This window comes from Vibrio sp. 10N.222.52.B7 (assembly GCF_041474275.1).
Taxonomy (GTDB): domain Bacteria; phylum Pseudomonadota; class Gammaproteobacteria; order Enterobacterales; family Vibrionaceae; genus Vibrio; species Vibrio crassostreae_C.
On sequence record NZ_JBFRTU010000075.1, the window covers coordinates 76,264 to 88,627 of the forward strand.

General features: G+C 45.2%; 9 protein-coding genes. 7 read left to right on the top strand and 2 right to left on the bottom strand.

The window, feature by feature from the left end; translation table 11 throughout:
* Nucleotides 1-68 precede the first annotated feature (68 nt).
* From phnC to phnE (AB4512_RS18325), 3 genes are read left to right on the top strand one after another with little or no spacing between them, the layout of a single operon-like run.
* A complete protein-coding gene (phnC, locus tag AB4512_RS18315; protein WP_372175308.1) occupies nt 69-887 on the top strand; it encodes a phosphonate ABC transporter ATP-binding protein in 819 nt (272 codons plus the stop codon).
* The gene (gene phnE, locus AB4512_RS18320; RefSeq protein ID WP_017072462.1) at nt 884-1,759 is read left to right on the top strand and encodes a phosphonate ABC transporter, permease protein PhnE; all 876 of its coding nucleotides are present in this window, start codon (nt 884-886) and stop codon (nt 1,757-1,759) included. Before phnC ends, phnE (AB4512_RS18320) begins: the two co-directional genes overlap by 4 nt.
* Before the next feature lie 10 nt (nt 1,760-1,769).
* Nucleotides 1,770-2,600, top strand: a complete 831-nt coding sequence (gene phnE, locus AB4512_RS18325) for a phosphonate ABC transporter, permease protein PhnE (protein WP_372175309.1) — start codon at nt 1,770-1,772, stop codon at nt 2,598-2,600.
* 278 nt (nt 2,601-2,878) lie between these two features.
* Here the strand turns inward: phnE (AB4512_RS18325) and AB4512_RS18330 are convergent, their stop codons facing one another.
* Together AB4512_RS18330 and AB4512_RS18335 are read right to left on the bottom strand one after the other, a co-directional pair.
* Nucleotides 2,879-5,032, bottom strand: coding sequence for a heparinase II/III family protein (locus AB4512_RS18330; RefSeq protein WP_017072460.1), 2,154 nt, complete (start codon nt 5,030-5,032; stop codon nt 2,879-2,881).
* Between the two features lie 2 nt (nt 5,033-5,034).
* Nucleotides 5,035-7,233, bottom strand: coding sequence for a heparinase II/III family protein (locus AB4512_RS18335; RefSeq protein WP_017072459.1), 2,199 nt, complete (start codon nt 7,231-7,233; stop codon nt 5,035-5,037).
* Nucleotides 7,234-7,566: 333 nt separating this feature from the next.
* Between AB4512_RS18335 and AB4512_RS18340 the strand changes: the two genes are divergently transcribed.
* From AB4512_RS18340 to AB4512_RS18355, 4 genes are all read left to right on the top strand, one after another.
* The gene (locus AB4512_RS18340; protein WP_009846518.1) at nt 7,567-7,902 is read left to right on the top strand and encodes a cupin domain-containing protein; all 336 of its coding nucleotides are present in this window, start codon (nt 7,567-7,569) and stop codon (nt 7,900-7,902) included.
* Between the two features lie 34 nt (nt 7,903-7,936).
* Entirely contained in the window at nt 7,937-8,869 is a 933-nt protein-coding gene (locus AB4512_RS18345) for a sugar kinase (RefSeq protein ID WP_017061485.1), read from the top strand.
* A gap of 73 nt (nt 8,870-8,942) precedes the next feature.
* The gene (locus tag AB4512_RS18350) at nt 8,943-9,569 is read left to right on the top strand and encodes a bifunctional 4-hydroxy-2-oxoglutarate aldolase/2-dehydro-3-deoxy-phosphogluconate aldolase (RefSeq protein ID WP_017069898.1); all 627 of its coding nucleotides are present in this window, start codon (nt 8,943-8,945) and stop codon (nt 9,567-9,569) included.
* Nucleotides 9,570-10,417: 848 nt separating this feature from the next.
* Nucleotides 10,418-12,184, top strand: coding sequence for a sodium:solute symporter family protein (locus tag AB4512_RS18355; protein WP_048607084.1), 1,767 nt, complete (start codon nt 10,418-10,420; stop codon nt 12,182-12,184).
* Nucleotides 12,185-12,364: the final 180 nt, after the last annotated feature.

Consider the following 12,364-nt stretch of genomic DNA (forward strand, 5'->3'; position numbering starts at 1 on the left):
CTCTTTCCGGTTTACTTTCCATGCCTGTCTCAGGCGAACTCTTAGTACACCGCTCTTATAGGAATTCTATGTCTACTCTTACCCTTAAAGGGCTTACCAAGCACTACTCCAGTTCTGATAAAGCCCTTACCAACGTTAGCTTGTCGGTCAATGCCGGTGAAGTGGTTGGTTTAATTGGTCCATCTGGTGCGGGTAAATCAACGCTTATCCGTTGTATTAATCGGCTCACCGAGCCCACCAGCGGCGAAGTGATCTTTTCCAATACCAATCTAGAAACGCTGTCTAAGCGACAACTGAGACAATCACGCCGTGAAATCGGGATGATTTTCCAAGAGTACGCGCTGATTGAGCGTTTAACGGTGATGGAAAACGTACTTTCAGGGCGTTTGGGTTACGTGAACTTCTGGCAGAGCTTTACTCGTCGTTTCCCAAAGTCAGATATCCAAGCCGCTTATGCGCTACTCGACCGTGTTGGGTTATTAGAACACGCCAATAAAAGGGCCGATGCTCTGTCGGGTGGTCAGCGTCAACGTGTTGGTATTGCACGTGCACTTGCTCAGAAACCGAAATTACTGTTGATTGATGAACCAACGACCGCACTTGATCCACGTACAGCGCGCCAAATCATGCGACTGATCAGTGAGATTTGTTCAGAGCAACAGCTCCCTGCCATCATCAATATTCACGATGTTCAATTAGCAAAGCAGTTTGTTGACCGTGTTGTCGGCTTAAATGCAGGTTGTGTCGTATTTGATGACAAACCAAACCTGCTCACTGAATATGTTTTAACGCAAATCTACGGTGAAGAAGACTGGAGTCAACAAGCAGAAGAAGAAGCCGATGACCTCATCATCACAAGTCCTCGCCTGTCTGAGGCAACAATATGACTCAACCATATCCAAATCAAGCTCATCAGCATTTAAAGTCAGCACAACAACATTTAAAGTCAGGAAAACAGAATTCCAAACAATACCCGACACAGTGGACAAAGCCGCCACTGATTTCTAGCCCATGGTTACGCTGGAGCTTAATCATCATTGTCGCGGTTTACTTGTACCTTGCGACTCAATCGGTACACGTCAACTGGACTCGAATTTACGAAGGCAGCGAACGCGGCTGGCAGTTCATTTTGGCTTTCATGAACCCAGATTTTGGTGGCCGATGGAACAACATCTCACAAGGTTTGATTGAGAGTTTAACCATGACCCTGACATCAACCGTGGCGGGTGTCCTTCTTTCAATCCCATTCGGATTAGGCGCAGCCAAAAACCTTGCCCCTACTCCCGTTTATCTATTCTGCCGTGCGTTTATTTCGATCGCTCGTAGCTTACAAGAGATCATCGTTGCGATTCTGTGTGTGGCTCTGTTTGGCTTTGGTACGTTTGCGGGTTTTGTCACGCTGACCTTCGCAACCATCGGCTTTCTCGCGAAATTGTTTGCCGATGAAATTGAAGCCATCGACCCAGCACCACTCACCGCAATGCGCGCAACTGGCGCAAGTTGGTTACAACAAGTGAACTATGCGATTCAAGCGCAGGTAATGCCACGCTTTATCGGGCTTTCGATGTACCGACTCGACATCAACTTCCGAGAGTCAGCGGTAATTGGCATTGTTGGCGCAGGGGGTATCGGTGCTACATTGAACACCGCAATGGACCGTTACGAATACAGCGCAGCGGCCGCTATTCTATTGATTATTATTGTGATTGTGATGTTGTGTGAATACCTATCGACCATTATCCGCAAGCATGTGCAGTAAGGAACGACCAATGAGCACGCTAAATGACACCTCTACAAGCGCCATGAATCGTACCCAATGGCAGCGTTACGACAGTAAACAGAGCCTTATGCTTTGGCTTGGCTGGCTTTGCTTTGTTGCGCTAACGGTTTTTGCATGGCAAGTCATGAACAAGGACACGATTTGGTACTTTGTGACTGACTCACCGAATCAACTTGCTGATATTTCGTCACGTATGTGGCCACCAAGATGGAGCTACTTAGAGTCACTTTGGAGCCCTTTGTGGGACACCATTAACATCGCAACAATTGGCACACTGTTAGGGATCGTACTCGCGTTTCCAGTTGCATTCTTAGCCGCACGCAACACAACGCCAAGCACAACGTTTATCAGGCCTATCGCACTGTTCATCATTGCGGCAAGTCGTTCAATCAACTCATTAATTTGGGCACTCCTGTTAGTGGCTATCATCGGCCCAGGGTTACTGGCCGGTATTATCGCGATTGCGCTACGCTCGATTGGCTTCGTGGCTAAGTTGATGTACGAAGCGATTGAAGAAGTGAACGCAACACAGATGTCAGCAATCCAATCGACCGGAGCTTCTGCGCTGCAAGTATTGAACTACGGCATTCTTCCTCAGGTGATGCCAAGCTTCATCGGCACGAGCTTGTTCCGTTGGGATATCAATATTCGTGAGTCTACAGTTTTAGGCTTGGTCGGCGCTGGCGGTATCGGCTTGAAATTGCAAGAGTCGATGGCTATGCTGGCATGGCCTCAAGTGACTGTGATTTTCTATGCGATTCTAGTGACGGTCATCTTCTCCGAATGGGTGGCAGCCAAAGCAAGAAAAGCCCTTATCTAAATAATAAAAACAACGTCAAATAGACGGTTAGTTAGGATCAAAGCCTACTCAGTGAGTAGGCTTTTCGTTTGTTGAAACGTTCTATTCTGTTTCTTACACACATAAAAAAACCGAGCAACTCGCAGTGAGTTACTCGGTTTGACTTATTCCCGATGTATTCAGTCGTTGTTGGTATCAACGAACGATTTGCAATCACGACTGAACTCAATGTGATGCTTCGTTCCCGCAAAGCACCACATCAATACATGCCATCGTTAAACGGCATGTATGTTAATCATTTACAGTTGAGCAAATGATCCTTCCCACGAGTATGTCTCACCCGCGAACTCAACAGTGTGAGTTGCTTGCTGCGTGTCTTCAGCTTGGTTTGAGATACCGTAGTGGTAAGTGTTACCAGAAGTAGTCTGAATGCGAACAACAGTCCCGACACTGTTATGGCCCACAACAGATACTGATTTAACTAGACCACGAGCGCCTACAGAGGCTTCGATAGACTCGTTAAAGTAACCATGCGTTTCTAGTACAGAAGCAAACACGTGGTTTTGACCAGACTGACGTAAGATGAACGCAGGCTCACTCTTAAGGTTGAAGTCTGGATCGTTAGCACCAGTGCGAGCAAAAATCACTTCGCTGCCCGCATTCGCGCTGGTTACTAGGCTGTAGTAGCTGCTGTCATGTAGCCAGCTTACTAGAGAACCTTCTTCGTTCACTTTGCCTGAAGCAACGTTCCATAAATGTTGGTAACCGTTGTCTTCACCTAATGGCTTAAGCGTTGTTTCCATGTTGTAATCGAAGTCAGTGCGAATGATTTGACCCGAGTGGTGAACTGGTAAGTCGTACTGGTGCTCAGCGTCAGCTTCGATGCGGTACACATCAATTACTAGCGGTTTTTCGAACTCAGGTAGTTCAGCAAGAATCACGCTGCGTTGCATGTCTACGCCAGTGTAGTACTCAGAAATTGTGCCGCTCATACCTTGTAGCGACTGGTCGTCTGCTACGAAGAAGTGCTTCTGACCAAACTTAGACTCAGCCAATGCTGTGTTGAAGTTGTTCTGCGTTTTCTGATCAACCGTTACTGTGTTGTGAGCAACCGTCTGCTTACAGTAAGACTTGTTCTCCGGGATGTAACGACCGCCAAACTTAGGCTCAACGTTTACCCAACGACCGAAGCCGTAATCGTGCAGCACTTCGTGGCCACGGTTGAATACGCTTAGGTGCAAGCCATCGTAGTGACCATGGTCTAGCGCAGAATGGTACTGGTGGTCTGAACCGTGCTGACCAAACCAGATCAACGCCATTGTGTCGTCGTCTTGCACATCACGGTGACGAAGGATGCTTACGCCGCCTTTTTCGCCTTCAGGCCCGTCTGTTACAAACAGGCTACCCCAGTTGAATGGTTTGATGTCGTCTGCTGCATCAACCGCATCAGACAGTGTTTTACCAGAAGCATGAACCCAAACATTTTTTTGGTGATCAGCCATACCAAGCAGAGTTTCAGTCTGCTCGTAACGGTGGTAACACACAGACGTTGCCATGATAACGCCTTCATCGTTGATAGAGATTGTCTTCGATGAATCGTTCAGAGCTGGCAATGTACCGTCTGGGAATGCTGTTTTGAATACAGAGTACGACGTTGTCTTGATCACTGAGTCGTTGAATTCATAGATACCAACTTCAGGCTGACGACGTTCAATTGCTTCTGCGAACAGGTAGATTGGACGTAGCGAGAAACGGTGGTAGTAAGGACCTTCCATGTAGTAGCCGTCTGGCGAAAACAGTTGGTCAAGTTGTGCTAAGAAACCGCCGCTTACTTTGTCTAGTTTCAGGCCGTAAAGCGCTTTGTCTACAGACTCTTGATCGTTGATTGCGTAACCACAGATACCTACCGCTGCCACAGCCCATAAGCCGTGGTTGTGTACGATATCGAAGTCGTGTGCGTAAGTCACAACGAACATTTCGATCATTTGCTTAAGAAGATCGTCTTCGATCAGACGCTTTTGCTCTTCAGAAATGGTGTGGTAAATACAGCTGTACGCACAAGAAGCGTAAAGCATCCACATGTTCTCGTTCAACGTTTGGTGGAACAGCTTACCCGGAGGGTTAGAGTCACGGCTTACGTTGCTTTCAAGTGTTGGGTACACCGTCGCGTACGCTGTTAGCATATCAACGATGTAATCACGGTACTTTGTTTCCTCAGTGATAAGGAACAAACGGCCCGCTAGATCCATATGGATGTAGTTTTGCTTGTGACGGTTGTGCTCGTAACCGCCGCCTTCACCGTGACCAGGTACTTCAATGCCAACTTCCGCCATGTAAGCGTCAGTTTGTTTAATGTCGCGAGTCAGTGCGTTACCTAAAAGGCTATCCTTGCCAAGTTCTTTACGAAGCTCTGCTGCTTCATCAAAGTTAAGTAAAAGTGGTTGATAGCTCATTATTATTTCCCCTGCTCTGCTCTGCTTGCTAATTCTGGGTTTAAAGTTGTTTCTACTGAGTAGAAGCCTGTCCAGCTGTATACTTTGCCGTTCAGCTCTACTTTGTGTTCAGTGCTGTCAGTCGCGCCAAGTTGGTTGCTGATCATCACTGTCACGTTTGATTTCTCTGTGGTGATCTCAACTACCGAACCGATATTGGTGTGAGCCACTACTTTGATGTCTTTCACAACACCACGTGCATTAACTGATTGCTCGAATTCTTCGTTGAAGTAACCGTGCGTTTCAACAACAGAAGCAAACAGTGTTGTTTCACCTTTGCTGCGTAGAATGAACGCAGGCTCAGAACGTAAGTTGAAGCTTGGGTCGTTAGCGCCAGTGCGAGTAAAGATAACTTCAGCATTGTCGTTAGACGTTGCACCTAGCCACGTGTAGTAGGTGTTGTTCTGTAGCCAGCTTACCAGTGCTGTGCCCTTCACTTCACCGCTTGCCACGTTCCATAGGTGTTGGTAACCGAAGTCTTCACCTAGCGTGTTCAGCTCTTTGTTTGCTTGGTATTCAAAGCTAGTGCGAACAATCTGACCTTGATATTGGTGTGAGTAGTCGTACTGATGCTCACCTTCACCGCCTTTCTCAGAATCTAAACGGTAAAGATCTAATAGTAGCGGAGATTCTAATTCTTCAAGGTTTAGCATGAACACGCTGCGTTGCATGTCAAAACCTTCGTAATGATCGTTAGCAAATGCGCTCATGCCATTGATTTGCTCGTCTTCTACTTTGAAGAAGTGTGGCAAGCCGTGTACTGCATCTGCACGTTCAACGTCAAAGTTGTTCTGACATTTTTCATCAATCGTTACTGCGTTATGTGCAATTGTTTGACGAGCGTAAGATTTGTTTTCGTCTAGGTAACGGCCGCCGAATTTAGGCTCAACGTTCACCCAACGACAGAAACCGTATTCACGCAGTACTTCTTGACCACGGTTGAAGAAAGAAATACCCAGCGTATCAAAGTTACCGTGACCCATGCCGTGTTGGCCGTAGTTCATAACAAGTTGAGAAACGTCGCCTTTCTTATCCTGCATACGGATAAAGCCTTGCGCGCCGTTGTGACCTTGAGGGCCTTCGTTCAATTCAACACTTGGCCAGAAAGGCATGCCGATATCTTTCTCAGCAGACGCTGCTTCGTAGGCTTTAGATAGCTCAAGACCACATGGATGCATCCAAACTGCGTCTTGAATCTTCGCCATACCAAGAATGTTTTGGTCTACGCCGTTTTCAGAAGAGTAATGCTTGCTGTAAACACTTACTGCAACCTGAACACCCATGTCTGTAATACCCATAGTACGAGAAGCATCATTCAGAGCCGGGAACTCACCGTTCGGGTAAGCCGTCGCCAGCATCGCTTGTACTGTGTTACCAATCACGCCGCCTTTGTAGTTGTAGATATCCACTTCAGGCATATGACGGTGAATCACTTCAGCGAACACACACGTTGGACGAATCGCATAACGGTGGTAGTAAGGACCTTCCATGTAGTAGCCAGACGGTGCAAACAGCTGAGAAACTTGCGCTAGGAAACCGCCAGTATCATTACGATCAATGCCGTACACTGACATTTCAAGGTACTCACGCTTACCTAAAGCAAGACCACAAATACCGACAGCCGCTACTGCCCAAATACCGTGATTGTGAATTCGGTCGAAGTCGTGTGCGTATTTAACCGTGAACATTTCTAGCATTGGTTCAAAAATGCGAGACTCAATATTGTCGCGTTGTTCTTGTGTCAGAGTTGAAGCAACACAAGAGTAAGCTAAGCTTGAGAACATTAACCAGCAGTGTTCGTTCAGGATTTGGTGGAACAAACGACCTGTAGGGTTAGTGTTTTTCTGTACGTGGTAATCAAACGTTAGGTATTTGTCTGCGTACTCTTCTAGTAATTCTGTAACAAAGTCAGCGTACTTTTGCTCTTTAGTGATCAAGAACATGCGACCAGCTAGATTCATGTACGTGTAATTTTGCTTATGGCGGTTATGTTCGTAACCACCAGCCTCACCATGACCTGGGACATCAATAGGTAAACGCATGAATGCTTCTAGATCTTTCGCGTTCGCTGCAATGGTTTTGCCCATTAAGCTAGAACGGCCCACTTCAAGATGAAGCTGCTCGATTTCTGCTTCAGTCAACAATACTGGTTTAGTCGTCATATTCTTTGTCACCCTCAATAAAGAGTTTATCTGCTTAAACTTTGATTAAATTTTCAAACTCCATATAAAGTAATACAATATGAGCTTTAATTATACCTATTCGTCGCCAAATGATGAGTAGAGTCACACTATTAGTCATAAGTCATTGATGTAGCTGACTAATGGTAAATATCAGCCATTTATTAAGTTGTTGATTTATTTACGCTATATGAAGTATCGCTTGATCAATATCACACAAATTTAGATATATTGTATTACAATTGAACTCATTCCCTTATGATGGATGCAAGTTAAGTAACACTTAAAAGATTTAAACAGATTAGGAGATACACAATGAACTCTTTCTTTATCCTAGATGAAAACCCATGGGAAGAACTTGGTGGCGGCATTAAGCGTAAAATCGTTGCTTACACTGACGATCTAATGGCAGTACACCTATGTTTTGATAAGGGCGCGATTGGCCACCCTCATACTCACGAAATCCATGACCAAATCGGTTACGTAGTTCGTGGCAGCTTCGAAGCTGAGATTGAAGGCGAAAAGAAAGTCCTTAAAGAAGGCGATGCTTACTTCGCTCGTAAACACATGATGCACGGTGCAGTTGCACTAGAGCAAGACAGCATCCTTCTTGATATCTTCAACCCTGCGCGTGAAGATTTCCTAAAATAATAAACAGCGCAACCTCAGTTGCTAAGGTAAGCATATGAAATCATTAAACATCGCGGTCATTGGCGAGTGCATGGTTGAGCTACAAAAGAAACAAGACGGGCTTAAGCAAAGTTTCGGTGGCGATACACTAAATACTGCACTTTACTTGTCTCGCTTAACAAAAGAGCAAGATATCAACACGAGCTACGTAACAGCACTAGGCACTGACCCATTCAGTACCGACATGTTAGAAAAGTGGCAAGCGGAAGGTATCGACACTAGCTTAATTGCTCAGCTTGATCACAAACAACCAGGGCTTTACTACATCGAGACCGATGAAACTGGTGAACGCAGTTTCCACTACTGGCGTAATGATGCTGCAGCAAAGTTCATGTTTGACCAGGAAGACACGCCTGCTCTACTTGATAAGTTATTCTCTTTTGATGCGGTTTACCTAAGTGGTATTACGCTTGCTATCTTGACAGAGAATGGACGCACGCAGCTATTCAACTTCTTAGACAAATTTAAAGCGCAAGGCGGCCAAGTATTCTTCGATAATAACTTCCGTCCAAAACTTTGGGAAAGCCAACAAGAAGCGATTTCTTGGTACTTGAAGATGCTTAAGTACACAGACACGGCTCTACTGACGTTCGATGACGAGCAAGAGTTGTACGGCGACGAAAGCATTGAACAGTGTATTGCACGTACGTCTGAATCTGGTGTGAAAGAGATCATCATTAAACGTGGTGCTAAAGACTGCCTAGTAGTTGAGAGCCAAAGCGCACAGTACGTTGCTCCAAATCCAGTAGACAACATTGTTGATACAACAGCGGCTGGCGATTCGTTCAGCGCGGGCTTCCTAGCTAAGCGCTTAAGCGGTGGCAATGCACGTGATGCAGCGTTAGCAGGTCACATTGTGGCAGGGACTGTGATTCAGCATCCAGGTGCTATCATTCCTCTAGAAGCGACGCCTGATCTGTCTCTATAATTACGAACTTTAACTATTAATCAAGGGTTTGCTTAGTTGAAAGCAAGCCCACATTTAACGTGAGAAAGAATTCATGACTACATTAAATGAACAACTAGCAAACCTAAAAGTAATTCCTGTAATCGCTATCAACCGTGCTGAAGACGCTATCCCTCTAGGTAAAGCACTTGTTGAAAACGGCATGCCATGTGCAGAAATCACGCTACGTACAGAATGTGCAATCGAAGCGATTCGCATCATGCGTAAAGAATTCCCAGACATGCTAATTGGTTCAGGTACTGTACTGACTAACGAGCAAGTTGACGCATCTATCGAAGCTGGCGTTGATTTCATCGTAAGCCCAGGTTTCAACCCGCGCACTGTTCAATACTGTATCGATAAAGGCGTTGCAATCGTACCGGGTGTTAACAACCCAAGCCTAGTTGAACAAGCAATGGAAATGGGCCTTCGCACGTTGAAGTTCTTCCCTGCTGAACCTTCTGGCGGTACTGGTATGCTTAAAGCACTAACAGCGGTTTACCCTGTTAAATTTATGCCTACTGGTGGCGTAAGCTTGAAGAATGTTGATGAATACCTATCGATCCCTTCTGTACTTGCGTGTGGCGGTACTTGGATGGTTCCAACTAACCTTATCGACGAAGGTAAGTGGGACGAACTAGGCAAGCTGGTTCGTGACGCAGTTGATCACGTTAACGCTTAATCTATTTTAGATTGAGTGATGAAGCCTCACCTCGGTGGGGCTTTTTGTTATCTGGCGTTTATTGCGCTGACTAACCGTAAAACACGCTCAATCAACATTATGTTTCCCCCACACCTTATCGCCTTTCTCTCTATGGGCTCGTCCAGCTCCGCGACTAAGACAGGCAATAACAAGTAATGTAAGCTTTCAATCGACTTCAGCACGCATCTAACGAAGCGTTACTGGTGCCTCCTATCGCCTATCCAGCCCCTTACCCAGCAATGTTCCTTTTCGATACGTCGTCAAACATCTCTCATGGCATGCACTGAAGACCACAATAGACAAAGTGAGCCGCAAAATGTGTCCCGCCCGTCCAGTTTAACGCCCACTCAGTGACAAAAATTCCAAACACGCACCTCTAAAGCACAAAAAATAAACAAATGGCATAGAAAGGCTTCATAGCCGCAGATAAACAGAAAATAGCGAAGTGAAAACAATGAGCTACACTTGAAATCTCAATACAAAAATTTTCAGTATAGAGTTCCAAATTAACGTGAATGTCGTCGCACAACACATCGATTTGTAGCACATTTGTTACGGTTATAATTAAAATCTTATAGATACGGCAAAGTAAGCGCCCTTGTTTATATTGTAATACATATAAACATTTAACCCTCAGTTTATTTTAGATCTCAAACAAAATACACTCACATTTAAATTCAATTAAAACAAATACTTACGCGATCACACATTGGCACTAGAAAAATCAATGCGACCTAGATCATACTAAAGACATATTGTAGTACAAATAAAACTTAGGACGCGTTAATCTAAGCCCAGTTAATTATGATATTTAAAAGGCTGAAAAGATGACTATTGATACTTTTGTTGTTCTCGCCTACTTCTTCTTTTTAATCGCGATTGGTTGGATGTTCCGTAAGTTCACCACCTCTACAAGTGATTACTTCAGAGGGGGCGGCAAAATGTTGTGGTGGATGGTTGGTGCAACTGCCTTCATGACACAGTTTTCAGCATGGACGTTTACAGGTGCCGCAGGACGCGCGTTCAATGACGGTTTCGTTATTGTAATCCTATTCTTAGCCAATGCTTTTGGCTACTTCATGAACTATATGTACTTCGCTCCAAAGTTCCGCCAACTTCGTGTGGTAACGGCGATCGAAGCAATTCGTCAGCGCTTTGGTAAAACGTCTGAACAGTTCTTCACATGGGCAGGTATGCCTGACAGCCTTATCTCTGCAGGTATCTGGCTAAACGGTCTAGCTATCTTTGTAGCAGCGGTATTCAACATCCCAATGGAAGCTACCATTGTGGTAACGGGTATGGTTCTAGTATTGATGGCTGTAACCGGCGGCTCTTGGGCGGTTGTTGCTTCTGACTTCATGCAAATGCTTGTAATCATGGCCGTGACAATCACTTGTGCGGTAGCAGCTTACTTCCACGGTGGCGGCTTAACTAACATCGTTGCTAACTTCGATGGCGACTTCATGTTAGGTAACAACCTAAACTACATGAGCATCTTCATCCTTTGGGTTGTATTCATCTTCGTGAAGCAGTTCGGTGTAATGAACAACAGCATCAACGCTTACCGTTACCTATGTGCAAAAGACAGTGAAAACGCACGTAAAGCGGCAGGCCTAGCATGTATCCTTATGGTTGTTGGTCCACTAATTTGGTTCCTACCACCTTGGTACGTAAGTGCATTCATGCCTGAGTTCGCTGAGCAATACACATCAATGGGCGACAAAGCCGGTGATGCTGCTTACCTAGCATTCGTACAAAACGTAATGCCAGCAGGTATGGTTGGTCTTCTTATGTCAGCAATGTTCGCTGCAACGATGTCTTCTATGGATTCAGGTTTGAACCGTAACGCTGGTATCTTTGTAATGAACTTCTACAGCCCAATTCTTCGTAAAAATGCGACTCAGAAAGAGCTGGTTATTGTAAGTAAGCTAACGACTATCATGATGGGTATTTTCATCATCGCGATTGGTCTATTCATTAACTCTCTGCGTCACTTAAGCTTGTTCGATATCGTAATGAACGTAGGTGCATTGATTGGCTTCCCAATGCTAATCCCAGTACTACTAGGTATGTGGATTCGTAAGACACCTGACTGGGCTGGTTGGTCTACTCTAGTGGTTGGTGGTTTTGTTTCTTACATCTTCGGTATCTCTCTGCAAGCAGAAGACATCGAGAACCTATTTGGTCTAGAAACAGCGCTTACAGGCCGTGAATGGAGCGACTTGAAAGTAGGTCTTAGCTTAGCTGCTCACGTAGTGTTCACAGGTGGTTACTTCATCATGACTTCTCGCTTCTACAAAGGCCTATCGCCAGAGCGTGAGAAAGAAGTTGACCAACTATTCACTAACTGGAACACGCCGCTTGTAGCGGAAGGTGAAGAGCAACAAAACCTAGATACTAAACAGCGTTCAATGCTTGGTAAGCTTATCAGCACAGCAGGTTTCGGTATCCTAGCAATGGCTCTGATTCCAAACGAACCAACAGGACGCTTGTTGTTCCTACTATGTGGTTCAATGGTACTAACCGTTGGTATCCTATTGGTTAACGCATCTAAAGCTCCGGCTAAGATGAACAACGAGTCAGTTGCCAAATAGCTAAACAGCTAAATAGCTAAATAAGCAGCTAACAAGTTAAACCAAAATGAAGCCCATGTTATTCGATAACATGGGCTTTTTGTTTGTCTTCGGTTTATCAAAACGGAATATGAAACGCACCTCGATCAATGCTCACAAACCATAGAAATACCTATCTCCTGCCCTCGTTTCATCTTCTTT